The sequence below is a fragment of the Cupriavidus sp. D384 genome, from assembly GCF_001652915.1.
GTDB lineage: Bacteria > Pseudomonadota > Gammaproteobacteria > Burkholderiales > Burkholderiaceae > Cupriavidus.
In genome coordinates this window covers 1-26,225 of sequence record NZ_BBQI01000035.1, presented here as the reverse complement: position 1 = coordinate 26,225, position 26,225 = coordinate 1, and the positions used below count along the sequence as shown (strand labels likewise).

The 26,225-nt window shown below is 67.3% G+C and carries 20 protein-coding genes, 1 tRNA gene and 1 pseudogene; 3 read left to right on the top strand and 19 right to left on the bottom strand.

Annotated elements, in window-relative coordinates:
* Nucleotides 1–40: 40 nt before the first annotated feature.
* Together A9J21_RS11865 and A9J21_RS31505 are read right to left on the bottom strand one after the other, a co-directional pair.
* Nucleotides 41–131, bottom strand: a tRNA-Ser gene (locus A9J21_RS11865).
* Nucleotides 132–297: 166 nt separating this feature from the next.
* Nucleotides 298–1,200, bottom strand: a complete 903-nt coding sequence (locus A9J21_RS31505) for a hypothetical protein (RefSeq protein ID WP_066735744.1) — start codon at nt 1,198–1,200, stop codon at nt 298–300.
* 130 nt (nt 1,201–1,330) lie between these two features.
* Between A9J21_RS31505 and A9J21_RS32515 the strand changes: the two genes are divergently transcribed.
* Complete coding sequence (locus A9J21_RS32515) at nt 1,331–1,456, top strand: hypothetical protein (protein WP_255366016.1); 126 nt, start codon at nt 1,331–1,333, stop codon at nt 1,454–1,456.
* A 41-nt stretch (nt 1,457–1,497) separates the two neighbouring features.
* Here the strand turns inward: A9J21_RS32515 and A9J21_RS11855 are convergent, their stop codons facing one another.
* The 13 genes and pseudogenes from A9J21_RS11855 to bcsB all read right to left on the bottom strand — a co-directional run bounded on the left by A9J21_RS11855 (nt 1,498) and on the right by bcsB (nt 19,082).
* Entirely contained in the window at nt 1,498–2,214 is a 717-nt protein-coding gene (locus A9J21_RS11855; protein WP_066735759.1) for a GGDEF domain-containing protein, read from the bottom strand.
* 32 nt (nt 2,215–2,246) lie between these two features.
* Nucleotides 2,247–2,636 (bottom strand): DUF1987 domain-containing protein, encoded by a 390-nt coding sequence (locus A9J21_RS11850; RefSeq protein WP_066735760.1) that lies wholly within the window; start codon nt 2,634–2,636, stop codon nt 2,247–2,249.
* Nucleotides 2,637–2,663: 27 nt separating this feature from the next.
* Nucleotides 2,664–3,233 (bottom strand): annotated as a pseudogene (locus A9J21_RS11845) (SiaB family protein kinase); the annotation flags it as partial.
* 30 nt (nt 3,234–3,263) lie between these two features.
* The gene (locus A9J21_RS11840; protein ID WP_082926356.1) at nt 3,264–4,511 is read right to left on the bottom strand and encodes a SpoIIE family protein phosphatase; all 1,248 of its coding nucleotides are present in this window, start codon (nt 4,509–4,511) and stop codon (nt 3,264–3,266) included.
* A 148-nt stretch (nt 4,512–4,659) separates the two neighbouring features.
* On the bottom strand, nt 4,660–4,908 hold the full coding sequence (locus tag A9J21_RS11835; protein WP_231906891.1) for a YhjR family protein: 249 nt from the start codon (nt 4,906–4,908) through the stop codon (nt 4,660–4,662).
* Nucleotides 4,905–6,461, bottom strand: coding sequence for a cellulose biosynthesis protein BcsG (gene bcsG / locus A9J21_RS11830; RefSeq protein ID WP_066735743.1), 1,557 nt, complete (start codon nt 6,459–6,461; stop codon nt 4,905–4,907). Before bcsG ends, A9J21_RS11835 begins: the two co-directional genes overlap by 4 nt.
* A gap of 10 nt (nt 6,462–6,471) precedes the next feature.
* Nucleotides 6,472–9,057, bottom strand: a complete 2,586-nt coding sequence (gene bcsA, locus A9J21_RS11825; protein WP_066735739.1) for a UDP-forming cellulose synthase catalytic subunit — start codon at nt 9,055–9,057, stop codon at nt 6,472–6,474.
* On the bottom strand, nt 9,054–9,848 hold the full coding sequence (gene bcsQ / locus A9J21_RS11820) for a cellulose biosynthesis protein BcsQ (RefSeq protein WP_066735751.1): 795 nt from the start codon (nt 9,846–9,848) through the stop codon (nt 9,054–9,056). The genes bcsA and bcsQ overlap by 4 nt, the downstream gene beginning before the upstream one ends.
* An 8-nt stretch (nt 9,849–9,856) precedes the next feature.
* On the bottom strand, nt 9,857–10,054 hold the full coding sequence (locus tag A9J21_RS11815) for a hypothetical protein (protein ID WP_066735737.1): 198 nt from the start codon (nt 10,052–10,054) through the stop codon (nt 9,857–9,859).
* A gap of 2 nt (nt 10,055–10,056) precedes the next feature.
* Complete coding sequence (bcsE, locus tag A9J21_RS11810) at nt 10,057–11,841, bottom strand: cellulose biosynthesis protein BcsE (protein WP_231906890.1); 1,785 nt, start codon at nt 11,839–11,841, stop codon at nt 10,057–10,059.
* 8 nt (nt 11,842–11,849) lie between these two features.
* On the bottom strand, nt 11,850–15,644 hold the full coding sequence (locus A9J21_RS11805) for a cellulose synthase subunit BcsC-related outer membrane protein (RefSeq protein WP_066735736.1): 3,795 nt from the start codon (nt 15,642–15,644) through the stop codon (nt 11,850–11,852).
* Nucleotides 15,626–16,804: a cellulose synthase complex periplasmic endoglucanase BcsZ gene (gene bcsZ, locus A9J21_RS11800; protein WP_066735735.1), complete on the bottom strand. Its 1,179-nt coding sequence runs from the start codon at nt 16,802–16,804 to the stop codon at nt 15,626–15,628. The genes A9J21_RS11805 and bcsZ overlap by 19 nt, the downstream gene beginning before the upstream one ends.
* A gap of 1 nt (nt 16,805) precedes the next feature.
* Nucleotides 16,806–19,082 carry a cellulose biosynthesis cyclic di-GMP-binding regulatory protein BcsB gene (gene bcsB / locus A9J21_RS11795; protein WP_231906889.1) on the bottom strand — a complete coding sequence of 759 codons (2,277 nt, stop codon included), beginning with the start codon at nt 19,080–19,082 and terminating at the stop codon, nt 16,806–16,808.
* A 332-nt stretch (nt 19,083–19,414) separates the two neighbouring features.
* On the opposite strand from bcsB, the gene A9J21_RS11790 reads away from it, so the two are divergent.
* Complete coding sequence (locus A9J21_RS11790; RefSeq protein ID WP_066735731.1) at nt 19,415–20,263, top strand: D-amino acid aminotransferase; 849 nt, start codon at nt 19,415–19,417, stop codon at nt 20,261–20,263.
* Nucleotides 20,264–20,335: 72 nt separating this feature from the next.
* On the top strand, nt 20,336–20,611 hold the full coding sequence (locus A9J21_RS11785) for a hypothetical protein (protein WP_066735728.1): 276 nt from the start codon (nt 20,336–20,338) through the stop codon (nt 20,609–20,611).
* 30 nt (nt 20,612–20,641) lie between these two features.
* Here the strand turns inward: A9J21_RS11785 and A9J21_RS11780 are convergent, their stop codons facing one another.
* The 4 genes from A9J21_RS11780 to A9J21_RS11765 form a co-directional block, all read right to left on the bottom strand.
* Nucleotides 20,642–23,188: an EAL domain-containing protein gene (locus A9J21_RS11780; protein ID WP_066735726.1), complete on the bottom strand. Its 2,547-nt coding sequence runs from the start codon at nt 23,186–23,188 to the stop codon at nt 20,642–20,644.
* 305 nt (nt 23,189–23,493) lie between these two features.
* Nucleotides 23,494–24,009 (bottom strand): OmpA family protein, encoded by a 516-nt coding sequence (locus A9J21_RS11775; protein ID WP_066735723.1) that lies wholly within the window; start codon nt 24,007–24,009, stop codon nt 23,494–23,496.
* 10 nt (nt 24,010–24,019) lie between these two features.
* Nucleotides 24,020–25,342, bottom strand: coding sequence for a diguanylate cyclase domain-containing protein (locus tag A9J21_RS11770; RefSeq protein WP_082926355.1), 1,323 nt, complete (start codon nt 25,340–25,342; stop codon nt 24,020–24,022).
* Complete coding sequence (locus A9J21_RS11765; protein ID WP_404851369.1) at nt 25,339–25,974, bottom strand: YfiR family protein; 636 nt, start codon at nt 25,972–25,974, stop codon at nt 25,339–25,341. Before A9J21_RS11765 ends, A9J21_RS11770 begins: the two co-directional genes overlap by 4 nt.
* Nucleotides 25,975–26,225: the final 251 nt, after the last annotated feature.

Below are 26,225 nucleotides of genomic sequence, written 5' to 3'. Positions count from 1 at the left end.
ATGACTTTCCGAAACTTCCGTAAGTCATTGATAAATAAGGTGGCGGAGAGAAGGGGATTCGAACCCCTGATAGGCTATTAACCTATACACGCTTTCCAGGCGTGCGACTTAAACCACTCATCCATCTCTCCGGGAAGTCCGCGATTATAGCAGAGCCGGTGAAGCTGTCCAGCAGCGATGTGTACGACGCTGCCGAGGCGTCGCGAATGGCGTTGGCCGGCCACTCTGGGCCCATCTACACAAAAAAATGCCCGCTGCGCGGGGGCGAGCGGGCCGGGTGAAGTGTCATGGGGTCAATCATGACTGAGAGTGATTGTCTTCTAATGTATCTGGCGCGTCTTCCCTACGGTGGTGGGGCGTGTGAGTGCTAACGTCCGCCGACGTATCCTGAGCGCCGGGGCGGTCTGGTGATACGTTTGTGAGTGTCGCGGGTGCCCCGGCGTGCCGGGCAGAAGCCACCGATGCGCTTCGCCCCGACTCGAACGCGCTGATGATGACCGAGTTCATCGCCGACATGGCGCCCGCCACGCCCAGGACCGTCGTGCAGGCCGCGATCCAGATATTCCATCGCAGCAATTTCGATTCCTTGCGGATTTCCACGACGTCCTCGCGTATCGCCGTCACCTGGGCGGTGAAATGTTGCTTCATGTCGTCAATGCGGGTGTCCATTCGACGCATATTGACGTCCATCATTTCGCGGAAATTATTCAGATCGATGGTCATCCGCTGGTCCATGGCCTTCAACAACTCGTCGGCCCGTCGATTCGACTCTTCAGTTCGTCTTTCGGCTTCTTTTCTGTTTCGCTCGCTTTCCCTCTTGAACTGTTCGCTCCGCGCCTCGCATTCGCGCTTGAACTGTTCGCTACGTTCCTTGCATTCCTTCCGAAATTCTTCGTCCCGTTTCTCGCGCTCCAGCCTGCGCTGTTCGTCCCGCTTCTCGCACTCCTGCCTGTGCTGTTCGTCCCGTTTCTCGCGCTCCAGCCTGCGCTGTTCGTCCCGTTTCTCGCACTCCTTCCTGTGCTGTGCCGCCCGTTCGTCGCACTCCTTCCTGTGCTGTGCCGCCCGTTCGTCGCTTTTGGCGAACATGCGATTCATCCGTTCGTCGAAACGGCGCAGGTTGGCGTCAAACTCGCCGCGCAGGATTCCGCTATCGCGATGGGTGCGGTGTCTCTTCGAGCGTGACCGATGTCTTTGTTGCATGCCTGGGGCCTCCGGTTGAAAAATGTTCAACCTCGACTGTCAGTCATCGCGCCGGGAATCGCTATAAGACAGTTCGCAAAGTGCGGCCGTGGCGCCTACCATGCAAGAACATCCATCCAGGGAGGTTCGCATGTCGAAGGAATGCCGGGGTATTGCCATGCCCACGTTGATCGCCTTTGCCGTGGCCGGCATGGCGCTGACCGCATCGCTGGTGCTGGCGTACTACGCCACGCATCCGGAGCGGATCAGGCAATAGGAATTCAGGCGGCAGGTGTGGACGTCTGGACGGCGGGCCGCTCACGCCATGATGGCGCGGGTTACGCGGTTGCGGCCGCTGCGCTTGGCTTCGTACAGGGCCTCGTCGGCACGGCCGTAGGCGTGCTCGAACGTGCGGCCCTGCGCTGACCAGCTTACGCCGAAGCTTGCCGTCACCTGGCGGTTCACGGGCGACGGAAATTCGTGGCCGGCGATGGCGCAGCGCATCCGCTCGGCCAGGTCCAGCGCCTGGTCCATCGAAAAATCGGGCAGCAGGGCGGCGAATTCCTCGCCGCCTACGCGGCCGATTGCGCCTTCGGCACGGACTGTATCCTTCAGGCACGCCGTGACGCCGCAGATCACCGTGTCTCCGGCCGGATGGCCGAAATCGTCGTTGAGCCGCTTGAAGTAGTCGATGTCGAGCACGATCAGCGCCAGGCTGCCGCGGGCCAGGGCGGCCGAGGCGCGGTCGATCACGGCGCCTCGGTTCAGGGCGCCGGTCAGCGTATCGTGCGTGGCGCGATACTCCAGCTCCTGGGCCAGCTCCTGCAGCCGGTGGTTCAGCCGGTTCATTTCCAGTTCTTCGCGGTCGCTGCGGCGGATCAGGCGGCGGGTCTCGCGCATCAGCCGTTCGTAATAGCTGATCAGCTGGCCGAGCGTATGGCGGTACGCGTCCTCCCCGGCGTCGACATCGCAGAACACGGCCTTGGCATGGGCCAGGGCGCTGTTCTCGGATTCGAACAGGTCGGGTTCCGACATGGCAGCGGCGGTGGGCATGTCGCGCGGCGCGTTCAACTGCTGGTGGTCACTTCGTCGATGAAATCGATGGCGGGAAAGTCGTCGTGCAACTCCTGGCCAAACTCCAGGATGGTGTCGTCGTCTTCGTCGTGGAACCAGTGCAGCGTCACGTGGTTGCCGCGTTCGGCCGCTTCATTGAGCGCGTCGAACATGCTGAACAGCATCTTGGTGCTCGAGCTGTTGAAGTACGTCAGGGCCACGTTCACGGTGACGTCAGTGTCGTCGCAGTCGGCCAGGTACTTGCGCAGGCGGCTGATTGCCTCGCCGTAGAACACGGCGGCATTCTCGGGGTAGGACTCGCCCTTGAGCGAGAGCGTGTGTCGCGCGAAGTCGAAGCTCACTTCGGGCGAGCTTGGCGTGGCGGCGATAAACAGGTTTTCCATGGCGGTTCGGTGCGATCGGTCGGGGCAGATGGTGGCGACGAGCTGGAACATCGTCGAGACCGGGTCCGTGTCGATCGGCTGAAAGTTGTACTCCAGGGGCGCGCTCGCATCGCGCGCCATCGTCAGGATGCCGAGCCCGGCACCCTTGCTGCCTTCGGGGGCGTCGGCGCGCAGCGTTTCCTTGTAGGCACGCTTGATTTCTTCCAGGGTCATGGTCCGCACCTTCTCCAGCGTGCCGCGCAGCTGTTCCACGCGCGCCGAGGATACCGGATTCGAACACATCAGGCGGTAGTGCTCGTCCACCATGCTGATGCAGACCGAGCCGTGGCGCAGTTGCCCATCCGGCTGCGACGGCGACGTAAGCGAGTCGGACGAATAGTGAACGATGTTCTGCGCCATCTCCACGAACGACGAGAACAGTTTGCGCCGCGTGGTGCCGTCCACGCCGCTCACGGTAAGCTGCAGTCGCACCGCATCGGACATGGCGGCGATGATGTTCTGCGAAAAGTAGCCGACGTAGTAGAAAATCACGTTACGTTCCCGAGCCATCTGGAAGAACGGCTCATATTCCTTGTCAATCGATTGTGCGGCGGTCATGGGCAAGCGGTTGGGTGCGCAGGTTGAATGTCATTGCGCACGGAAGCAGAAAAAGGTCAGGTCGTCGCGGCGGCGCTGTTCGCCCTGCCACGCGCGATGCACGTCAAGCACGGCGTCGCTGATCTGTGCGGCCGACGCGTCGCGCCGGGCGCAGATTGCCTCGCGCATGCGGCGCTTGCCGAACGCGATTTCCTTGGGGCCGCCGATCTGGTCGATCAGTCCGTCGGTGGTCACGAATACCAGCGTGCCGGCTTGCGTCTGCACGGCGCTGTTGTGCCAGACGTAATCCATGGCCGTGTCCACGTAGCCCACGCCCATGCGCGCGCCATTGATCATCGCGCCTTCGGCGTCTCCGGGCTGGAGCACGAACAGCGACGACTTCGCGCCGGCAAATGTCAGCTGCCGTGTGGCGTTGTCGAACCAGAAGAACGCGGCATCGAGGCCATCGTCCGATTCGGAAGCATCGGGCATCTGGCGCGGCTCGCGGTCGGTCTGGGCCAGCATCTGCTTGATGCCGCGGTTCACGGCCATCAGCAGTGCGCCGGGGTCGCGCGGGCCCAGTTGTTCCAGCGCCTGGCTCAGCAGCGATGACGCGATCAGTGTCATGAAGGCGCCCGGCACGCCATGGCCGGTGCAGTCGGCCAGCGCGGCGAACCAGCCGTCCCTGAAGGCGGCAAAGTGGTAGAAGTCGCCGCCTACCACGTCACGCGGCTCCCAGACCAGGGCGGCGTCGGCCAGCGTGGCGGCGAGCGATTCGCGCGACGTGCGCAGCATGGCCCGCTGGATCGTGCTGGCGTAGTCGATGCTCTGCATGATCTGGCGGTTGCGCTCGGCCTGCATGTCTGCCACCACGCGCATCAGCTGCATGCCGTGGCCCAGGCCGAGGTACTGGCCGGCGCGCGCCACGATAAAGCCATCGGCCAGCGCCTTCTCGCCGTATTCCACGGTTCGGAACGTCAGCGCGTCGATGCCCATCTCGGCGTCGACGATGAGCGGCTCCTTGTCCATGAACGCGATGCAGCTCTTGCGGTTGTAAAGCTCGCGGTGATACGGCTTGCTCATCTGCGACAGGAAGATCGACCGGTTGATCAGGCCGATGGGCCGGCCTTGCTCGGTGACGGGCAGGCAGGCCAGTTCCCGGTGCAGCGCAAAGACTTCCAGCACGTCCTGGTTCGTATGGTCAGTGGTGACCGAGGGCGTGGCGACGGCCAGATCCTCCGCGCATGGCTGCCGGAAGCGCGGTCGCGCAGCGGGAGAATCCACCAGGATGCCGGACATGACGAAGCGAACAGGGAATTGGAAAATGGCCCAGAGTCTAGGCGGCCTTTATGTCGAATCCATGACGAAAAGCCTTGGAAATCAAGGCTTAAGGCCCTACTCGCGAGGGGTGGCGGCATTAGCGGTTTAAACCGCGCGAAAGCCAGTATCAAGTGCCGTCGTTTTGCGATGCGGAAAGTGGGTCGCTTGGCGGGTGGCGTGGCGACGATGCCAGCCCCATCACTCGCGCCAGCAGCGGCCAGCGTTGCGCGGCTTCGGCGGTCTCCACTTCGCCCTGCTGGTCGAAGTAGTGGCGGCCATCAAAGCCGTCCACCTTCTGGGCCAGCGCGTCGATGTCGTTGTAGGCGATGGCCGCCTTGCGCGACGTGATCGGCTTGGTAATTGGGCGCGCGCTCATTTCTGCTCCACCCAGACACCGTCAGGCGTATGCACCACGTAGCCGTCGGTGCGCTTCATCGTGATCGTTCCCTCGTTCTCGCCCACCATCTGGGTTTGCGGCAGATCGTCGGAATAGTGCGACAGCGCTGGCGCCCCCTGGCGGAACGGGCTGTCGGCGACGAGGTTGAACACCAGCTGAGACAAGCCCAGAAAGCTCATCGGTGCGTCGATGGTCACGGGCTGGGGTGTCTCGGTGCCGGGCAGGCCCACCAGCTTGACGCCGACCGGCACGTGGATGATGTTCGGCGTGGGAATCTCACGCAGGCCCGAAATCTGGTTCTTGTCGCCGCGCAGCGCCGCGCCGTGCTCGGGCACGAATACCACCACGGCCTTGCGGCCGGATTTGGCGATGGTGTCGATGATCCGGTCCACGTCGTCCAGCAGGGCCTTGAGCCGCAGCGGATACGATTCCAGGCTGGTCAGCCGCTTGCCCGGCAGCCGGTTGCCGTCGTGCAGCGTCACGGTGTTGTAGTACAGCGCCACCGGCTTCTTGTCCTGCGCCAGGCGTTGCCTGTACCAGTGGTCGAACGTGTCGAAGTCGCCCAGCACCGGCGAATCGTCGAACGCACGCATCGCCACCGGCACCCCGTCAGTGGCTTCGGGCTGCACGCCCGGCACGCCGATTTCCTTGTCCACGAAGCCGCGGAAATTGTCGAAGCGGCCGTCGTGGTTCATCAGCACGTGCGGCGTAAAGCCGGCCTGCGCCAGGTCGGCGAAGATGTGGCATTCGGCGGGAGCGGGATCGTACAGGTTCTTGTGCGGCTCCTGTCCGCAGGCGCCGCGCAGCACACGGATGGCGGCGGGGCCGCTGTAGCTGGCCGCCGAACTGAAGTTCTTGAACAGGTAGTCGAAGCGCGACAGCAGCGGGTGGTTCATGCTCTTCGCCACATCCAGGTCATCCCATGACAGCGAGCAGATATGCAGCACGATCACGTCGAACTGCGCGTCGGGGCTGGCGGTCAACGGCGCCACCGTGGCCGTGCGCTGCGCTTCCTGCTCGCGGAACGCGGTCAGGATGGCGTCGTAGTTGTTGGTGGCGTTGATGTCCGCGCGCGGGCTGTCGGCGGCCTGTGCCACGGCCGCGCCCCGGCCCGGCAGTGTCACGCCCAGGCCGTACCAGAACGGCATCGCGAGCAGCGCGATCAGCACGAACGTGGTGGTCCGCAGCCAGCGGTTGACCACCAGGAAGATCGCCAGCACCAGCAGCATGGCCACCACCATCTGGATCGTCACCAGCCGCTGCAGCAGTTCCATCAGGTAGGCCGGCGTGAACGCGCTGATGTTCGAGAACTGCGAGATGACGCGCTCGAACGGCGGCAGCGTCGATTCACGCCATGCCAGCGCCGCCCCCACACCGATGGCCAGCACCTGCCGGATCACCCGCAGCGGGCGCGACTCCATCGGCATGACCAGCAGCAGCGCGAAGACGATGTTCAGGATCCATATCGGCTTCATCTGCCCGGTGTGGAACAGGTAGAGCTTGGCGAGGAAGTAGAGGTTCCAGAGTCCCATGTTGTCTCGATCAGGGCTGGCGCGAGCGATGTCGCGCCATGACCAGGTCCACTGCATCCATCAGGGCGTCATAGAGCCTCAGCAGGCCCTGGTAGCCCATTTCCATGACTTCCTTGAGGCTGCGCAGCGGCGCGTCCACGCGTTCGTCGTCCAGCCAGTCGACCCAGGCGTCGGCACGGCCGAACGTGCACTGGATCAATTGCGTCTCGCGCGCCATGGTCAGGTCTTCCATGCGCACGCCGAGATGGCGGTTCACGTTGCGCGTGACCACCGCCGGAAAGTGATACGTGCGCGGCCCGCGCGACAGGCACACGCCCACGCGCGCGCCCTCCTGCAGCGGCACGTCGATCGGCAGCACCACGCCCAGCCCGCCGATCGAGTAGTTCTCGGTCTTGCAGGCCAGTGTGCGGCCGTCGGGCAGCAGCAGCGTGGCGGGCACGCGCATCGGAATGCGGTGCGAAACGCGCACCTGGCGCGCCTCGCGTGCCACGCCAATGGCCGCGCCCAGCATCATCAGGTTGAACAGCGCCCATGCCATGTTCATCAGTACCGTGGCCGGTTCCTCGGTGCCCCAGAACAGCAGCCGCGCAATGCCCGCGCCCAGCCCGATCACGTTCAGCGCCAGCAGGAACAGGTAGGGCTTGGAGATGGTCCAGTCCAGGTAATCGTCGGCAATCTGGCCGCCCTTGGCGGTCACGTTGAACTTGCCTGCCCGGGGATTGATGAAGGCCACGGTCGTGGGCAGCACGATGTACCACGCCAGCACTGACTCGTAGACCTCGGCCCAGAACGAATGTCGGAAGCGCCCCTGCAGACGCGAGTTGGTGATGTTCGCGATCAGCAGGTACGGCAGCACATAGGCCATGATCAGCAGCGCCGACGTGTTGATCACATGCAGCCCGAAGTACAGGTATGCGATCGGCATTGTCAGGAAGATCAGCCGGGGGATGCCATAGAAGAAGTGCAGCATCGCGTTGCTGTAGCACAGCCGCTGGAAGAACTTCAGGCCGCGGCCCAGCATCGGGTTATCCAGCCGGAAGATCTGCGCCATGCCGCGCGCCCAGCGGATGCGCTGGCCGATATGGCCGGACAGGCTTTCCGTGGCAAGCCCCGCCGCCTGCACGGTGCGCAGATACGCGCTGTTGTAGCCGCGCCGGTGCAGCTTCAGCGCCGTGTGCGCGTCCTCGGTCACGGTTTCCACGGCAATCCCGCCGATCTCCAGCAGCGGCGCGCGCTTGATCACCGCGCACGATCCGCAGAAGAACGTGGCGTTCCAGAAATCGTTGCCGTCCTGGATCAGCCCATAGAACAGGCTGCCTTCGTTGGGCACGCGGCGGAACGTGTCGAAGTTGCGCTCGAACGGATCGGGCGAGAAGAAGTGATGGGGCGTCTGCACCAGCGCGCACTTGGGATCGGACAGGAATTCGCCCATCGTCATCTGCAGGAACGAGCGCGTGGGGATGTGATCGCAGTCGAAGATGGCGATGTAGTCGCCGTCGGTCTTCGGCAGCGCCGCGTTGATGTTGCCGGCCTTGGCGTGGCGGTTGTCGGTGCGGATCAGGTAGCCGACGCCGGCAGCCTCGGCAAACTCCCGGATGTGCGGGCGGCGTCCATCGTCGAGGATATAGACCCGCAGCTTGTCTGCCGGCCAGTCCATGCTGCGCGCGGCGTACACGGTGGGCTGGATCACGCTGAGCGACTCGTTGTAGGTCGGGATGAACACGTCCACGGTCGGCCATTGCCCGGGGTCGGCCGGCAACGTCTTGGGCTTGCGGTGCAGCGGCCAGGCCGTCTGCAGGTAGCCCAGCGCCAGCACGATCCATGTATAGATTTCGGCTGCGTACAGCACGTATCCCACTGCGGCCTCGATGGCGCTGGCGAACTGCAGCGTCTGGGTCGATCGCCACCAGATATAGCGGCCCGCCATCAGCGTGGAGATGGCGATCATCGTGATCGTGGCAAGGTGTCCCGGAACGCGCCGTACCACGCTCAGTACGACCCAGACCACCGCGAACAGCAGCACCTGGTCCTCGAAGCGCAGCGGCGTGGTGCTGACGGCGATCACGGCGATGCCGGCCAGCACCAGCGACACCGGCAGCACGAACGGGATGCGGCCCACGCGCTCCGATACGGCCTCCGTGACATAGGCCACGCGATTCCAGTCAGGGCGCGGCAGGTGCGTCAGTACCTTGTGCCGCAGCCGCGACGTGGCATGCCATACGGGCTCCAGCACGCGATCCATCCACCGGCGCAGCCAGCCCGTGCGTTCGGGCTCCGCCGCACCGCGCTGCTTGCGCGGGTCTGCGGCAAGCCGCACGCGTGGCTTTGGCGGGCGGACGAACAGACGCCAGGCCCAGGTGCCGGCCGACGGGCGCTTGCCGATGCCCAGGCGCGCCACCGAGCGCCGGTAGATCAGCGTGGCCCACTCGGCCGGAATGTCGGGCTTGCCGGGGCGTGGCGGACGGAAGAACAGGCGCAGCAGCCAGTCGCCGGCATGGGGCACCGGACTGGTGCTGGTGCCTACGCCCAGTTCATGCGCCAGCCGCTGGCCGGCCGACGCCATCCACTGCCGCAGCCGGGCCATGCGCGTGCTCATGCCGGGCTCCCTGTCAGTGCTGTCGATTCCATCCACGCCGACAGCCACGACGCCAGCCCGTTCAGGTCGTGCGCGGCCTGCGAATGGGGCGTGCTGCGGCTGAAGCACTCGCTGCGCGCCAGCGCTTCGGGCACGCTGCTGTCTTCATGCACGTGGTAGGGCAGCATGGCCTGGCCCAGCGTTGCCTGCAGCATGGCAACGATATCGACGTGCAACTGCCGCGCCGGCTGCAGCCGCGTTGCCAGATAGCGCACGGTCTTGCCGCGGGCGGCCAGGCTGTCGGTCAGGCGCCGCAGCGTCAGGCAGGTTTCCGGCTGGGCCGGCACCAATACCAGCACCAGGTCGGCCGCATCGATGGCCTGGTCGGCGTACGCCGACGGCCAGGGCGCGGTGTCGATCAGCACGGCGCTGCGCGATGGCAGGTCCACCTGTGCGATCTGGCGCGCCAGCCAGTTGGAGGCCAGCCGTTCGATGGCCCCCAGTTCGGCACTGTCGCCCCACGGCACAAACAGCACGCCGTCGTCGCTGCGCTGTCCGCTGGCCGCCCATGCCGACGGCGAGGGATCATGCAGATGGGCGCCGATGCCATTGGCCGGGATATCGCGCAGGCCGAAGTGGAAGCCCAGTACGTTGCGCGGGTCGCATTCCACTGCCAGCACGGCGTGCTTGCGCCACGTCAGCAGCGATGCCAGTTCGGCGGTCAGCGTGCTGCGGCCGGCCCCGCCCGTGGTGGAGACGATGGCGATGGTGGCGGCTTCGGCCTGAACCGGCGCAGGCGTCGACACACTCATGGGCGTGCTCATCGGCGTCCCCCGTCGGACTGACGCTTGCCGCGGATCACCAGCGCATCGAGTTGCGGCGGCAGCCGTACGGCGCGGCGTGGCCGTGGCGCGGTCCAGCGCGGCAGCCAGCGCAGCAGGTCGAAGCGCCAGGTCAGCCAGGCCAGCGGCGCGGCCAGGATCAGTCCCCAGATGAAGTAGCCAAGAAAGGTTGCCATGATCAGTCCTGACGTTTGAGGGGTACCGGATATTGCTCGGGCAGCGCGCGCGGTGCCGCACTCGGGCTGGCGCGTCGCGGCGCCATCAGTGGCAGCGTGACTGGCGCCGCTTCCGGTGCGGGCGCGATTGCAGGGGCTGCAGCGTCCGCGGGCGCCGCATTCTCCGGCACCGGCTGCCGCGGCAGCCATGTGCTGTAGTCGGGTGGGGGAGTCTCGGCGATTTCGGCCTCGAAGCGCGCCAGCTCGGCGGCAATCGACTCGTTGTCGCCGCTGCGCAGGTCGCCCTGGAACAGGTCGGCCATCGGGCGCCTGAAGACGCGCTGGCAGACCGCGTCCACATCGTCCATGCGGCAGGCGAAGAAGAATGCATAGAGGCTGTCGCTGCCGGCCGTGCACAGGTCGCCCGCGCGGCTCATCTGGCAGGCGCGCAGCGCGTCGATATGGGCCACCTCGGGCAGCAGCGGCAACTGCAGCAGGACATGCGGCAGGCGGATCATGCGGCTGCGCTCCACGGCATCGCGTACCAGCGCGATGAAGGTGGAAGCCGTGACATAGCCGCTGGCCGTGGTGGTCAGCACGGCCGACAGGGCGTTGTGATAGTCCGCCAGGATCGGCCGCGAAAACACCTGGCCTTGCAGCCCGTCGATCATGGCCTGCATGCGGGCAAACGGCGTGCGCTGCGCAACCACCGCGTTGGCGCCCAGGTTCAGCATCAGCAGTTCGTAGTGCTGGCGCATGGCCTCGCGATCCTCGCGAATCACGATCTTGAGCGCCCGTCCGGCGCTGCGGCGCAGCCGGTGGACCTGGCCCGCCAGGGTCTCCAGGTCGCGCATGCCGGCATAGTGCAGGATCACCGTGGCGGCTACCGATTTGCTGGCAGTGGCAACGGCGGCCTCGTTGCTGTCCACTACGCGCCAGTCCTCGGGGATGTAGCGCTCGCGCAGTACGGCCTCGCGGCTGACGATCACCCGTTGTTCGTCGGGCGCCAGCATGCCGGCTTCCTCGATCGCGTCGCTATAGGTGTCCGATGCCACCATCAGGCGATGCTCGTTGGGCGCGAAACGCAGGCGCAGCACCTCGCCGGCCACCACGGCCTGGTTGTCGCGCCAGAAGGCCACCTCCCAGGTGTACTGGCCCTGCTGCTGCGACAGTTGCACCGCGCCGGCAAAGCGGCCGTGAAAACCGTGCAGGTCAGGTGCCGGATGACCATCATCGGCAGCCGGCGGCGCCAGCACCAGCAGCAGTGCGCAGCGTTCGCCCGCGCACCATTCGCTGAGCCGCACGCCTTCATGGGCCAGCGCCGTTGCGTCGTGCCAGTTGAAGAATGCTTCCGCGCCTTCCAGCAGGAAGGTCGTGCCACGCGCACCGCACTGCTCGGCGAGTGCGTCCAGCGCTTCGATCAGCGCGTCGATGCCGGCGCGCCCGGCAGCCGGCCGCAAGGCGCACAGGTTGGCCCGCGCGTGGAGCGCGCGGTTCACCTCGATATCGAGGCCATGCTCGCGCAGCACAGCGGCGATGCTGTCGGCGTCGCGCGCGGACAGCACGCAGGCGGGGCCGCGCAGCGCGGTGGCGGCGGTCTGCCAGAACAGCGCATCGCGTGCTGGCGACGGGCGGGCATAGACCACGTGCGCACGGCCTGGCGCCAGCGTGGCAAGGGCCGGGGCCAGCCCCTCGATGGCAAGCGTTGCGCGCGCGTGCAGCCGCGCGGTCAGCGGCGTGCGCTGCGGCGCAGTGCGGGGTGGGGCGGAGGTGCGTACGGCGTCGTTCATCGCGGGTCCCTGGCTCATGGTGCCGCTCAATAGGCCGAATATGGCCGCACGGGCGTTGGCGGGAATGGCACCGGCAGCTGGCGCTTGTCGAACAGATAGCGCAGCCAGGCCATGGCGCGATTCGGCGCGTAGTCGCGCGAGCGATCGATCGAGAATCCGGCGCCAACCACCCAGTGCGGCGCAAACGTGTATTCGACCGTCGCGCCAAGCGTGTAGCTGAAGCCGCCGCCCGATCCGCCGCCGTAGGTGGCGTTGCCGCTCAGTGCCTGCAGGTCGGGCCGCGTCGGGAAGAATGGGGCAGCGTCTTCATAGGTCCACGACCATCCGGCGGAGCCCAGCAGGCGCCACGACCACTTGGCGTAGCGGCCGGTCCAGTCCAGCGGCACGCCGACCGAAATATAGCGCTGCGGGCTGTAGTAGCCCCCATGTCCAAACGTGTAGAAGCGCTGGTTGTCCGAGTAGTGCCACCAGTTGAAGACAAGACCGCTCGTCACGCGCTGGTCGCGCTTTGCGTAGACCGGCACATCGAATCCTGTCCGCAGCGTCACTTCGCGGTTGTTCTTGACGTTGTCACCAGTGTAGAGGCCGGCGCCGACGTCGGCAAACAGCCCCAGGCGGCCCACGTCGCGTGCGTAGCGCAGGTGGACGCCATTGCGCACGATGCCGCCCCAGTGCTCGCCCGTGACCGGATCGCGCGCGCCTGCGTACGAGATCAGCGAACTGGTCTGCGCGCGGCGCGACACATCGACGGTCACCGACTGCACCCCCAGGTCGGCCCGATACCGCAGCCCGCCGACCACCGTGGTCTCCAGGAAGCCGAGCGGCGTGGTGCCGATATCGGCGCGCCAGCTGTTATAGGCACCGTCGTATTCGTAGCCGGCGGCCAGGGCCACGCCCTTGTCGGTCTGGCCGATGTTGCCCAGCCCGGCATTGCCGAGCGCGGGAATCTTGCCGAATTCCAGGCTGCTGGCCGGTGCCCCGCCGCGCAGCGTGCCGGCATCGAGCAGCACCGTGTCTGCATGGAAGAAGGCGTGGCCGGTGTAGCCGTGCGGAATGCGCACGTAGAGCGGAATCTCGGTGGCGTGCAGCCGCGAGATGCCGTCGTCGCCCGACTTGTTCGACTGCATGACGGCGGTGGCCACTTCGCCCTGGCGGCGCGCCTCCAGCCCGGCGAGCGCCCGCTGGGCGGGGGTGCCGTCGGGGCCGGGCAGCACGCTTTCGCGCTGCTCCAGCGGCAGGGCCGCGCGATAGATGCCGGCGGCCTCGTCGAAGTCGCCGCGCGATTGCGCAATGCGGCCTCGCTGCATGGTGATGTCGGCGCGGTTCGGAAAACGCGCGTCCAGGTCGTCCACCACTTGCGCCGCTTCGTCCTCATGCCGCATCGCGGTGAAGCGGCGCGCCACCGACAGCCGGGTATCGATATCGTCTTCCGGTGTTTCGGCCAGCACCGTGCGCACGATATCGAGCGCCTGGCCCGTCTGGCCCATCAGTTCGTACTGGCGGGCCAGCGTCAGCTGGGCACCGGCATCGTGCGGCTGCGCAGCCAGCACCTGGCGCGCGGCATCGGCCGCGCCCTTGTAGTCGCCAGCGGCCTGCCGCAGGTCCGCCAGTTCCAGCAGCCAGCGCCGGTCGGTCTGCTGTTCGGCCGGTACGGTGTACAGCACCTGGTGTGCGCGCTGCAGGTCGCCTGCCGCGATCTGGCGATCGGTCTCGCGCAGCGCCAGCCGCAGCGACTGGTCGGCAAAATCCGCACGCTGTTCGGCAGTCATGCCGGGCAGGGCGGTCGATTCGGCGATCCACTGACGCAGGGCTTCGTCGCGGTCGGCGGCCGCCAGCAGTTCGCCGTAGCGCAGGCGGATATCGAGATGGGGTTCCTGCGGATGGGCGGCCAGCCAGTCGCTGACCAGGCGCAGGCCCTTGTCGGTTTCACCCAGCGCGATCCATTCGCGGCCGATCGACGCCAGCATATGCGGGTCGTCGCTGGCTTCGACGGCCGCCTGGTCCAGCAGGCGGCGCGCTTCGTCGTCACGGCCTTCGGCCACGCGCTGGCGCGCATCGCGCAGCATCTGCTGGGCGGCCAGGTTGTGGGCCAGGTTGCGCATGCCTTCGGAGCGGCTGGCTTCGGGCACGGCGGCCAGCGTCGCGGCTGCCCCGTCGATATCGTCGACACTGTTCAGATACAGCGCGCTGGCATAGCGCATCTCGTTGCCGGGCGCGGTGCGCATGCCATCGTCCATGACGCTGCGGCCCAGCGCCGGCAGGGCCAGGTCACGATAGACACGCGCCAGCGTGAAGCGCATCCACGGGTCGTCGGGCCGCAGGCGGATCGCCTCTTCCAGGTCGCGGATGGCCGGGCTGCGCTTCTGCCGGGCCAGCGCCTGGTCTGCGCGTACCGACAGCAGGTCGGCCCGCATGGCGCGCAGCTCGGCTTCCGACCCCTTCATGCGCGAAGCCTGGCTGGCGATCAGCGGCTCCACTTCGGCATCGCGGCCTTCCTTCTGCAGGATACCCACCAGCGTGCGCAGCGCGCTGACGTCTGGCTTGGGCCGCGCCAGCATCTGCCGCAACAGCGTCTCGGCTTCGCGGTTCTTGTTCTGGGCGACGAGCGCTTCGGCCAGGATGTTCTGGGCATCCTCGTTGCCCGGCTGCTGGGCCAGCGCCTGGCGCGCCAGCTGTTCGGCCTCGGCGGGCTTGCCCTGGCGGTTGGCCTCGCGCGCCTTGGCTACCGTGCCCCAGAACGTGGCGGTGGCGATCAGGCTGCGCCATTTGCTGCCGGGATCGATCTGGTTGGCGCGCGTGAACAGTTCGCGGGCCTCGTCGTGCCGGCCTTCGCGCAGGCGCACCAGCCCCAGGCCGCCCACCACTTCGGCATCGTTGCGGCGCTTCTGGTAGGCCTGCTGCAACGCGATGTCGGCGTCCTTGAGCTGGCCGCGCTCCAGTTGCGCCAGTCCGCGTTGTCGTGCCCGGTAGGCGGGGTCGGCTTCCAGCTGCTTCTGTGCCGCCACCTTCCTGCCCAGCGCGGCCAGCGTGTCCTGCGCGGCCTTGTCGTCGGGCGCTTCCTTGAGATAGCGCTCGAACCAGACGTAGTAGGCAGGATCCTCGTTGACGCGATACAGCGTGCGCCGCCAGATATCGAGCGCCGTGGCGCGGTCGCCTTCGGGCCGTTGCGTCACTTCGTAGAGCAGGGCGATGCCTTCCTGCCGGGTGGCCTCGCGGTCGGTCAGCAGGTCGCCCAGCGCAAGCTTGAGCTGCATGTCGCCCGGGTTGGCGCGCGAGCGCTGGCGCAGTTCGGCGATGGCCCGCGTGCGTCCGTCCGGCGTGCCCGCCAGGATGCGATAGTAGTCGCGCGCCAGGCTGCCGGCCGGGGCGCCACGCGGGAACAGCTTCTGCAGTCGCTGCACCGCTTCGTCGTCCTGTCCGCTGCGCGATAGCAGCCGGACATTCGCCATTTCGCGCTTGTCGCGCGTGGCGATGCGGTATGCGTCGTCGAGTTCCTGCGTGGCGGGGCTGTCGGGCGCCACGGCCCGCAGCTTCTTGAGCTGTTTCTCGGCCTCCGCGGGCCGGTTCGAGCGGATTTCTATCAGGCCCAGTAGCTTCAGGGCCTCGGGCTGGTTCGGGTCGATCAACAGGGCCTTGTCCAGGACGCCGCGCGCCATGTCCGTCCGGTTCCGGACCTCCCACATCCTCGCGGACGCCAGCAGTTGCGCCATCTGTGGCGAAGGCGCGGTGCGCGAGGCGGGGGCGGGGTCGGCGGCAAGGGCAGGCATGGCGGAACTGGCCAGCAACAGCGCCAGCGTGGAGGCTAGCGCGTTGCGGGGCATGTGGATTTCCAGGCCGGCACCAGCGTGCCGTCCGCTTCAAAGCGGAAGTGTCCATCGAGATGGCCCAGGCCGAACAGCGCCAGAACCTGGCTGTAGTAGCCAAGCGGCGCCTGCGTGCCCAGCGTGCGCACGCGGGTCGCCTGCGCACTTGCCGCCTCGACCAGGCCCAGGGCGGCCAGGTAGGGAGCCACGGCGGCCGAGAAGCCCGCGTTGCCGGCGTTGGGGCCGAACGTGCCGGCCTGCGTGTCGACATGCTCGGGCGGGTGGCCGTGGGCGACCACATAGTCGGCCATCGGGCGGAAGGCGTGCAGGACAGAGGTTCGCGACGGATCGCGTGCAGCGGTCATGCCCGCCCACAAATACACGCGGATCGCGTTGTACGAGCCGTCGGCCTTCGTCTCGGCATCGGGCTGGAAGCCGTGGCCCTTCCGGTAGATGACCCAGTCCGGCGAGAAGCCCTTCGGGGCCGTATCGACGATCAGCCGCGCCGAGGTATCGGCCAGCGTCTTCCAGCCGCCGTCTTCGGCGCCTAGCACGGCCGCCAGGCGGCGCATCACGGGCAGCGGCACATAGCTCGGGTTCAGCCGCCAGGTGTCGGGCGCGGGATGGAATCCGGCCGGGCCGGGCAGCAGCGTTCGGCCCAGGCCCGGCAGCACGGCCGTTTCCTCGCGTAGCACGCGCCGCGCCACCACGGTGCCCAGTGCGGTGTAGCGCCGCTCGTTCCAGAGCCGGCCGGCTTCCAGCAGCGCGTAGGCGATCCACAGGTCGGCGTCCGATGCCGGATTCGGGTCGATCACGCCCCAGGTGCCGGCAGGCTCGCCCTCGGTGCGCTTGCCCCAGATCCAGGCAGGCAGGTGAGTCGTCAAATCGCCCTGGGCGAGGTTGTTCTCGGTCCAGGCCAGCAGCTTGTCGAAGGTGGCGCGGTCGTTGGCAACCAGCGCGAAGAACAGCCCATAGGATTGTCCTTCCGACACGGTGACCTGCTGGCTGGTGCTGGCATCGATCACGCGACCGTCCTGGCTGATCGTGTCGCGGCGGAAGGCGTCCCAGTCCGTCCACGGGCATTGGGCCGCCGTGGCGGACAAGGCCGCGCTGCCCATCGCGCAAGCGATGGCGCAGCGCAGGGATACGCGTCGCAGCCAGGCCCGTGCCCGCCGCATGTCAGCCTCCGTTGCGGCGTGCCGCCAGACGGCTCAGCGCCCAGAACAACGTCAGCGCCACCAGCAGGCCGGCCAGGATGCCCGCAATCGCCAGCAGGGCGGGGTGCGCCGACATCTGCATCCACAGGCGCGCGTACCAGGGCAGGTTGCCGACATAGTAGGTATCGCCCAGGCGCAGGCCTTCCAGGTCGCGCTGGCGGATCACGGTCAGGTCGCCACGGATCTGTGCCACCTTGCCCGGGTCCTCCAGCACGTCGAGCACATCGCGCACGCGGTCGTCGGTCGAGGCGGTCAGTGCCACCACGCTGCGGCGTTCGCCATAGGGCGATTCGAAGCCGATCAGCGCCGCCAGGGGGCCATCGGCAGTCAGGATCGCGCGTCCGGCCGGCGAGATGTTCTCGGCGTCCACGCCGCTCAGCCAGTTCGACCAGGCGTGCGAACGCTGGTCGCGCAAGGCGATCTCGGTCTTGCCGCGCTCGATCAGCAGCGGCAGCGACTTGCCCCATTGCTGCAGCACCTGCGCGGCGCTGCCGGTACCGATGATCACCAGGTCGCGATTCTTGACCGAATCGATGGCCTTGGCCGGTGTCACGGACACGCGCAGCGACGGCAGCCCGGTCCACTTGCCCATATGGCCCAGCACGGTCAGCAGGGCTTCCTGGTCGATGGCGCCCGGCGCGTCGGGAATCACCACGGCGGTATCGGCCAGGTCGGCCATCCGCGTGAACGGGTAGCCGCTATTGGCGAAGAACGCCAGGTTCGGCAGCTGCGCGTAATGCAGGAAACCGCTGAAGTCGATCGATGAGTCGGGGTCCACGGCGGCGCGCGCCACGTTGGCGGCGCTGGACGAACAGAGCCCGGTCTTCTGCGAATCGATGTGGAAGCGGAACTGCATCTGGTTGTTGCTGCCCACGCGGAACGCCGGGATCAGGATCTCGTTGCTGACGCTGGCGCTGCCGCCGGACAGCAGCGGTACGCTGACCAGGTTCTCGTCGGTCCGCGCGGTCAGCGGCTTGAGCCGGTACGACCGCACGAGCTGGTCGTTCACGTCGATGCTGAGCACCGAGTCGTTGTAGGTGGACGGCGCCGTGTAGCGGTACTTCATGTTCATCGGCACCGCGCGGTCATTCCAGCCGAACAGGTCGGCGGGCACCTTCAGGTTCACGCGGATGGCGTCGGGGCTGGCGCCCGACACCTGCAACTGCTGCGGATCGGTTACCAGTTCGCGGAACATCACCGGCCGATCCACCGGCGCCCAGGCCGGCGCGTCATAGGGCCGGCGCGGCTTGCCCAGATCCACGGTCTTCACCATGGCGCTGGCGCCGGCCATCCCGGCCTTGCCCAGTACCACTGCGTTGGCGGCCACTTCCAGTTCCTGGGGCGTGCGGCCGGCCAGCACCAGCAGCTTGCGCGCCGGGTTGGCGGGGTTCGGCACCACGCTGACGGTGGGGCCTTCGATCTTGTCGATGCGGATGCCGTCAGGCTGGGCGTTGGGCAGTACCAGCGCGATGGCGTGGGCGTCGGCTGGCGCGGTGCGGGCCACCGGGAAACGCAGTTCGCGATAGCTCGCCAGCGCGCCCAGCCAGGAAGCCATCACCCCTGCGGCGCGCAGCGTCACCGGATCGGCATTGGCCGGCAGCACGAAGGGCACGGTTACGCGACGGTTGTCGCGGCGGTCAAAGAATGGCGCGGGCAGCAGGGCCAGGTTGTCGGGCAGCGTGACGGTGGACTTGGTCAGCGTCAACGTGCTGGTGGGGCTGATATCGGTCCACAGGCTGGAGTGGTACGGGTCCTCGCAATGATCGAGCGTGTAATGCGCGATCATCTGCACGTTGATGCGGTTGAAGTCGGTGAAGAAGCGCGGATCGAGGTCGATTTCGCGGGATATCTGCTGGCCCGCATGCTGCTGGTCGAGCGGCAGCGTGGCCACCACTTCGTCATTGAGCCGGATCTTCAGGTGCGAGAGCGGATAGACCAGCGACGGCGAGTACGTAAAGACGAGCTTCAGCTTTGCCGCCGTCACCACCTCGTCCAGCCTGACGCCCACGTTGACGGTACGGTCGGGATCGACGCCGCGTAGTGGAATGGTGTAGTTGGCGCCCATCTGGGCGAAGGTCAGGGTTTGCGTCCGGCCGGGCGGCGGCGGTGCGGCATCCGTTGCTGCCGCTGGCGCGGCCGGTGCGGCTGGCGCTGCCGAGGCCGCCGGGGTGGCAGCCTGGGCGGCGGCTTCCGGGGGAAGCACGGCCGGAAGGAAGGCCAACAGGAAGGCCATCGGCATCACGGCCCTCCGCATGCAGCCACTTAGCAGGCCTGACACGAGTTCCGTCATATCGGGGCGCCCTGTGAATGTCGCGCAGCAAAAACTGCATTCGGGGAATATTGCGTGGCGAATATAGCACGCCACTTTCGGCCTGCAGCAAGGGTTTGCAGGAAGGGGCGACTGAATTAAGAAAGATTCAATTCATACGGCTGACAGTATCTAAAAACTTTTAATTGCTTCCCGCGGCGACCTTGCCGCAGCCGTGTAGGACCATGCCGAAATTGCATAAAGGCAGGGTCGGCCATGTGGAAAAATGCCGTTATTCCTCCTTTTCTTCCAAGAGAATCACCATGTCCGAAGCCGTCGTCCTGCTTAACGGGGATCTGCTCCCGCTGTCCGAAGCCCGCATTCCCGTACTCGATCGCGGGTTTATCTTTGGCGACGGCATCTATGAAGTGATTCCGATGTACAACGGCAAGGCGTTTCGCGGCGCGCAACACCTGGCGCGCCTGGCGCGCAGCCTGGCCGCGATCGGCATTCCGAACCCCTATACGGAATCGGAATGGCTGGCGCAGATCGAGCGTGTGGTGCAGGCCAATGGCATGTCTGACCAGATGATCTACATGCAGGTCACGCGCGGTGTGGCAAAGCGCGCACATGCCTTCCCCAAGGAAGTCACCCCGACCGTGCTTATCATGACCAACCCGATGGCGCTCCCGCCGACGGCGTCGGTGGAGCAGGGCGTGGCATGCGTGACGATGGAAGACCGCCGCTGGCTGAACTGCCAGATCAAGTCGACGTCGCTGCTGGGCAATGTGCTGGCCGCCCAGGTGGCCGCCGAAGCCGGCGTGACCGAGGCCATCCAGTTCCGCGATGGCATGCTGACCGAGGCATCGGCGTCCAACGTCTGGGTGGTGAAGCAGGGCCGTGTGGCCGCGCCTCCCAAGGACAACCTGATTCTGGAAGGCATCCGCTACGGCCTGATGGAAGAACTGTGTGCCGCAATGGACATTTCGTTCGAAGCCCGCCGCATCACCCGTGACGAGGTGTTTGGCGCGGACGAAGTGATGATCTCGTCGGCCAGCAAGGAACTGCTGCCGGTGGTGACGATCGACGGCAAGGCCATCGGCCCGGGCAAGCCTGGTCCGGTCTTCCAGCGCCTGTATGCCGCGTACCAGGCGGCCAAGGCGGCGCTGTAATCACGGCGGCGCCGGTGCCGTGGGTGCGTGCTAGGATGGCCGCTGCGGGAGACCCCCGATAGGAGGCTGCTCATGGCCAAGCGCGAACGCAGCCGGCGTGTCATCAAGGAAGAGGTGAGCCGGCGGATTCAAAACATCGACGAGATCGCGGATGACGGCGCACGGGTTCGGGTGCCGGACCCGGTGCCGCACGATCGCGACACCCTTGGGCGCAACTGGGACATGGCCCGCTTTGGCAATGCGCGTGGCTACGAGGCGTCGATCCGCGCGGTGGTCGACGAGGTACGCGACGAGTTTGATCTGGTCGACGATCCCGCCAGCACGGTGCCGAACCCGTTCGGCGACTGAGGCGCGCCCTGGCGATCCCCTGAGTCCCTCTCAGGACGGCAGACCGGTCGTGACCGGCTGGGGCTGCCATCCCTCGATGGCCTTGGCCGGCAATGGCTGGGCAAACAGGAATCCCTGCCCGACGTGGCACCCCTGGTCCAGCAGGAACTGGCGCTGATACGTACTGGTCACCCCTTCGGCCACGACATTCAATTGCCGCGCACGGCCGATGCGGATCACGGCTTCCACCAGCGTGCGCGTGGCCTCGCTGGTTTCCAGATCCAGCAGGAAGCTGCGGTCCAGCTTGATTTCCTCCACCGGCAGGCGCGTGAGCTGGCTCAGGCTCGAAAACCCCGTTCCAAAATCGTCGATCGACAGCCGTACGCCCAGCTTGCGCAGGGCGCCAATGGTGGCTTCGGCCTCCGGCGTCTGTTCCAGAAAGACGCCTTCCGTGATTTCGATGGTCAGGGCGCCCGGCAACAGGCCGTTCGACGCCAGCGCCTGGGCAACCACATCGGGCAGGCCCGGGTCGCGGATGCAGATGGGCGACAGGTTGACCGACACCGCCGGCACGGCCGCGCCAGCGTCGCGCCAGCGCGCCAACTGGGCGCAGGCCTCGCGCACGGCCCAATAGCCGAGCGCCACGATCAGCCCCGATTCCTCTGCCAGCGGCACGAAGACCGACGGCGACACATCGCCACGGCGCGGATGCGGCCAGCGGGCCAGCGCTTCGACGGCCCAGAGGTTGCCGGTGCCCAGATGAATCTGCGGCTGGTAATGCATGCGCAGGCGACCATCGGCGATGGCTTCGCGCAACTCGCCTTCGAGCGTGCGCCGGTCGCCCAGGCGGCGGGCCAGCGCGGCGTCGTAGAGGCAAACCTGGTTGCCGGGGTCCTGCAGCCGCTGGCGCTTGGCCTGGTAGACGGCCAGGTCGGCATGATGCAGCAGCGTTTCGCGGTCACGGGCCTGCTCGGTCAGCAGGCTGATGCCGATGCTGGCCGATGGCGACAGGCTGAGCCCGTGGCCGATACCGACCGGCGCGCCCAGCGCCTGCAGCAGGTGCCGGGCGGCCGCCAGTGCTGCCTCGCAGGTGTGGCCCGGCAGCAGCACGGCGAATTCGTCGCCGGAGAGGCGGCCGACCATCGCATCGGCATGTTGATCCTGTGCCGCATGCTGCAGTCGCGTCGCCACCTCGATCAGGAACCGGTCTCCCGCGACATGGCCCTGGATATCGTTGACACGCTTGAAGTCATTGAGATCGATAAACAGCAGCGCCAGCGGCGTGCCACCCGCATTGGCGCGGGCCACGGCGTCGTCGGTGCGCGCCAGCAACAGCTGGCGATTGGGCAGGCCGGTCAGGGCGTCGTAGTAGGCCAGCCGGTGGATGCGTTCCTGCGCCAGGTCGCGCGACAGCGCCAGCGCGCACAGATCGGCGGCCACCGCCACCAGGTTTTCGTGAAAGGCATCGGGCAGCCGCGGCTCTGTAAAGCACAGGCCGAAGGTGCCCAGCACCCGGCCATCGGCGGCACGTACCGGCGTGGACCAGCTTGCGGCCAGCCCGGCGGCCTGCGCCACGTCGCGCAGCGTTTCCCAGCGCGGATCGCAGGAAATGTCGCCAACCGCCACGGGCTTGCCCAGGAAGGCGGCGGCGCCGCACGAGCCCGACTGCAGGCCGATCGGCATATTGTCGAAGGCCGCCACGGCGGCCGCGTCGGCGGACGGCATCGCCACGTGCTTCAGGCGCCCGTCCGCCACGCGCATCACGGCGGCAATGGCGCCTGGCGCCATGCGCTCCACGCGGCGGCACAGGTCGGCCATGATGTCGGCGGTGGGCAGGTCGCGCGCCAGCGCTTCCAGCGTGCGATGCTGGATCGATTCGCGCACCTTGGTGGCGGTGATGTCGGTCAGTACGCTGACCGTGTTCGTCATGACGGCGGCCGGCGGCGAGGCCATGATCGGACTGACGGCCACCGACAGCCAGCGCGGCTGGCCGGCCTTGTCGGCCACCAGCGATTCATGCTGGAGCGGCTTGCCCTGCGCCAGCGGCGCCAGCAGGGCGCCAATCACGTCGGCACGTGCGTTGAGCGGTTTGAGCAGTTCATGCCAGAGCCGGCCCACCGCCTGGTGCCGGGCATAGCCCAACAGGCGCGCAAATCCGCCGTTGACGTGGCAGATGATGCCGCGCCCGTCGGTGATCATGACCGGGTTCTCGGCGTGGTCCAGGCAAAGCGACAGCATGCGCAGCCCGGCCGGACTCAGCGTTTCGCCACGTTCGTCCTGGTGATCGCACAGGAAGGCGGCGAACTGTACTTCCGATCCGGCGTCGCCATCCAGAGGCGCGAAGGCCGTTGTATGGATCCATACATGACGCTCGGTGTTGTCGGGCCGGGGGATGGCGATCTGGCGCGCGGCCTCGGTCTTGCCAGTGCCCGGCGCGCTGAGCGTGCCGAGTGACAGGGTGCTGGCGCATTGTCCGAGCACGGCTGATCGCGGGATACCCCACAACGCCTCGGCAGCGGCGTTGAACAGGGTGACCTGGTTGCGCGCGTTGACCGCGACCACGGCATCGATCGCCTGTTCCAGCGCCTGGGTACGCATCTGTCTGACTTTCTCGTTATCTTGGGGAATTCGCGGCGCGCTACCGGCAAGCTCCCTCGTTTTGCCGTCCCTCCGCGCGCACCCCGGGAGTGTAAGGCCGAATCCCTACTGCCGAAGGGCAGGGTTTGCCCGGTCTTTTGTAGAAATTGCAACGGCGTCAACCCCGCGCACGGGGTGCGGGCGCCGCCGGGCGCTGGTCCGGCGTGCGTCCGATGGGCGCGGGACGGAATTAGAGGGTTTGTTCGGTATCCGCGATATCCCGATATCCCGGCATCCCGATATCCCGGTCTTGAAACGGCAGGAGGCTAGTCCACCGACACGATGATGGCGACGCGCCGGTTCTCGGCGCGCCCGGCTGCGCTGCGGTTATCGGCGACCGGATGGCCCTTGCCCAGCCCACGCACGTCCAGGTGGGCGCGCGGGAAGCCGCAGGCCGTGAGCACCCGGGCCACCGCCTCGGCGCGGCGGCGGGACAGCAGCAGGTTGTATTCGATGGTGCCGGCGTCGTCGGTATGGCCGTCAATGCGCAACGATTCGATGCCGGCCTCGTGCAGCATGCGCCCCATGCGCTGCAGCGATTCCTGGCGCTCGGGCGCGATCACGTCCTCGTCAAATCCGAACAGCACCTTGTGCGGCAGGCCCAGTTCCCAGCCGCTGTCGGTCAGCGCGAATCCCTGGCTTTTCAGGACAGCCACCTGGGTGGGGGTGAGCTTGCCGGGTGGGGGAGGACTGGCGCAGCCGGCAAGTACCAGGCACGCCGCCAGCATCGCCGCTGCGGCGTGGCGCAGGTACAGGCGGCGGGCGGCGTCGAAGTCCGGCATACCGGGGCAGCTAGACGTGGGATTCCGGTGGGGCGGCCTCGGCGCTGCGCCAGGTGGCGCCCGACTGGCGCTTGGCGCCGTACATCGCGGCGTCGGCTGCATGCAGTAGCGCCGTGCCGTTGCGGGCGTGGAGCGGGTACACGGCGACGCCGATGCTGAGCGGCGCCACGATCGAGTCGCCGTCGGGCAGGCCCATCGGGCTGGTCATGGCATCGAGAATGCCTTCGGCAATATGCACCGCGTCGTCGGGCTGGCGCAGCGCGCCGATCAGCACCGCGAATTCGTCGCCGCCCAGGCGCGCCACGCAGTCGCTGTCGCGCAGGCAGGCGCGGATGCGCTGGGCAATGCCGATCAGCACGGCGTCGCCGGCGGCGTGGCCGTGGCGGTCGTTGATGCCCTTGAAGTCGTCACTGTCCAGATAGAGCACGGCGGCGTACTGGTTGCGGGCCGCCGCTGTGCGCACGGCCAGGTCAAGCGCCTCGGTGAAAGCGGCGCGGTTGAGCAATCCTGTCAGGCTGTCATGTGTCGCGCGGTGCGCCAGCGAACGGTTCTCGTGCTGCAGCTGCTTCTGCCAGGCCTCCAGTTCGTCCAGCAGCACATTGAAATCCTCGGACAGCGCGTTGAGTTCCTCGATGCGGGCCGGCGGCATGCGCTGGCCGAACGCGCGCTCGGATCGCACGGCGTGGGTCACGTGCATCAGGTTTCGTAGCGGATCGACGATATTGGCCAGCATCCGGCTGGTCATGTAGTGCGCGCCCACGGCCGTCAGCAGCAGGCAGGCCAACAGGCCCAGCGCCCCCTGCAGCAGGAAATGGAGCAGGGCGACGGGGTCGCCGGTCACGCGCACGCTGCCCACCTGCTGGGATTCGTGGATGACTGGCTGATTCACCGGCCCGGACGTCAGCAGATCACCGGCCAGCGCGCGCAGGCCCGGAAAACGGTCCTGGCCGGGCCGCTGCCACGTCGCCAGCGGCTGGTCGTCGCGATCGAAGACCGCGACGGCGGCCAGGTCCTCGGCGGCGGCGATGGCCGACAGCGTGTCGGCGGCGGCCGCTTCGTCGCGGAATACCACGGGGGCCTCAACCGTGTAGGCAATGGATCGTGCCACCAGCCGCAGGTTGTGATCGGCATAGGCGCGCAGCGCCGTCAGGCCCAGGAACGTCAGCGAAATGCCGGCAGTGAGCACGGCGATAAGCGCCACGCCCATGTGGATGCGGCGCAGCGCGCGATACAGCGTCGGCCGCGGGTGGGCGGCCGGGGCTGGCCGGCCTGGCTGGGCGCCCTGGGCAGGCTGAAGGGGGCGGGCGGGAGAGCGGCGGCCGGGCAGGTTCATGATGCCGGCGCCTTGCGGCGTCCCAGCTGCAGGACGCCCGGATGCACATGGATGCCGCTGCGGGCGATGGCATCGAGATTGATGCGGAACGATACCTGGTGCTCGCGGATGCTCAGGCAGAACATGCTGCCGCCCTCACACTCGAAGTCCTCTTCGGTCATCACCAGCACGGGTTTGCCGATGAAGTAGGCGGTCAGCGCGCGGCGGCGGGCGTCGTTCATCGCCCCCAGGTACAGGGCGTCGCATTCGGCGGCCAGCGATTCCGGCAGCGTATCGACCCGGCGGGCCTCCACGAGCCGGCCGGTGGACAGCGTGCCGCCTTCCATCAGCTTGCCCGCATAGCGCGCCGAACTGTCGATGCACAGCCGCACGGTTTCACGCTCGCCCGGCCAGCGCGCGTAGCTGAGCAGGCTCATGACCACGCGCGCAACGGCGTCGGGGCGCGAAACCGGCGCGGGCGGTGCCGCTGGCGCGGACTGGCTGGCCGGCCCGGACGGGGCTATCGCCGGCAGGGGGCCGGATGCAGGGCTCGGCGGCGCCGACGCCTGGGCGGGCAGCGGCTGATGGACAGCCACCAGCAACGCCAGCAGCGCCAGGAACGCCGGCGGGGCCAGGCGTACACGGCGGCGCACGGCGCGGGAACGGGAAGATGGGCGTAACGCGGAGCGCGGCAATTGGGCAGCGGGCGAAGGTACGGTCGGAGCAGCGGAACTGGCGGGTGAGAGACTCCATGGAGGTTTCGGCAGGATCTGCAAAAACTGTAGCCACAAACGCCTGCGTCCGCATCCGGGCCAGATGCCCTAGCAGGCTGCTGAAATACCTCCAGCGGACGTCAGCGCGACGACTGGATGAAGCGTTGATTTGAGGATCCCACCCAACGCTA

What these genes read in the sequence shown, in the direction of transcription:
- A9J21_RS31505 (WP_066735744.1), bottom strand. Translation starts at nt 1,200, where the DNA reads ATGCAACAAAGACATCGGTCACGCTCGAAGAGACACCGCACCCATCGC.
- A9J21_RS32515 (WP_255366016.1), top strand. Translation starts at nt 1,331, where the DNA reads ATGTCGAAGGAATGCCGGGGTATTGCCATGCCCACGTTGATCGCCTTT.
- A9J21_RS11855 (WP_066735759.1), bottom strand. Translation starts at nt 2,214, where the DNA reads ATGTCGGAACCCGACCTGTTCGAATCCGAGAACAGCGCCCTGGCCCAT.
- A9J21_RS11850 (WP_066735760.1), bottom strand. Translation starts at nt 2,636, where the DNA reads ATGGAAAACCTGTTTATCGCCGCCACGCCAAGCTCGCCCGAAGTGAGC.
- A9J21_RS11840 (WP_082926356.1), bottom strand. Translation starts at nt 4,511, where the DNA reads ATGTCCGGCATCCTGGTGGATTCTCCCGCTGCGCGACCGCGCTTCCGG.
- A9J21_RS11835 (WP_231906891.1), bottom strand. Translation starts at nt 4,908, where the DNA reads ATGAGCGCGCGCCCAATTACCAAGCCGATCACGTCGCGCAAGGCGGCC.
- bcsG (WP_066735743.1), bottom strand. Translation starts at nt 6,461, where the DNA reads ATGGGACTCTGGAACCTCTACTTCCTCGCCAAGCTCTACCTGTTCCAC.
- bcsA (WP_066735739.1), bottom strand. Translation starts at nt 9,057, where the DNA reads ATGAGCACGCGCATGGCCCGGCTGCGGCAGTGGATGGCGTCGGCCGGC.
- bcsQ (WP_066735751.1), bottom strand. Translation starts at nt 9,848, where the DNA reads ATGAGTGTGTCGACGCCTGCGCCGGTTCAGGCCGAAGCCGCCACCATC.
- A9J21_RS11815 (WP_066735737.1), bottom strand. Translation starts at nt 10,054, where the DNA reads ATGGCAACCTTTCTTGGCTACTTCATCTGGGGACTGATCCTGGCCGCG.
- bcsE (WP_231906890.1), bottom strand. Translation starts at nt 11,841, where the DNA reads ATGAGCCAGGGACCCGCGATGAACGACGCCGTACGCACCTCCGCCCCA.
- A9J21_RS11805 (WP_066735736.1), bottom strand. Translation starts at nt 15,644, where the DNA reads ATGCCCCGCAACGCGCTAGCCTCCACGCTGGCGCTGTTGCTGGCCAGT.
- bcsZ (WP_066735735.1), bottom strand. Translation starts at nt 16,804, where the DNA reads ATGCGGCGGGCACGGGCCTGGCTGCGACGCGTATCCCTGCGCTGCGCC.
- bcsB (WP_231906889.1), bottom strand. Translation starts at nt 19,082, where the DNA reads ATGCCGATGGCCTTCCTGTTGGCCTTCCTTCCGGCCGTGCTTCCCCCG.
- A9J21_RS11790 (WP_066735731.1), top strand. Translation starts at nt 19,415, where the DNA reads ATGTCCGAAGCCGTCGTCCTGCTTAACGGGGATCTGCTCCCGCTGTCC.
- A9J21_RS11785 (WP_066735728.1), top strand. Translation starts at nt 20,336, where the DNA reads ATGGCCAAGCGCGAACGCAGCCGGCGTGTCATCAAGGAAGAGGTGAGC.
- A9J21_RS11780 (WP_066735726.1), bottom strand. Translation starts at nt 23,188, where the DNA reads ATGCGTACCCAGGCGCTGGAACAGGCGATCGATGCCGTGGTCGCGGTC.
- A9J21_RS11775 (WP_066735723.1), bottom strand. Translation starts at nt 24,009, where the DNA reads ATGCCGGACTTCGACGCCGCCCGCCGCCTGTACCTGCGCCACGCCGCA.
- A9J21_RS11770 (WP_082926355.1), bottom strand. Translation starts at nt 25,342, where the DNA reads ATGAACCTGCCCGGCCGCCGCTCTCCCGCCCGCCCCCTTCAGCCTGCC.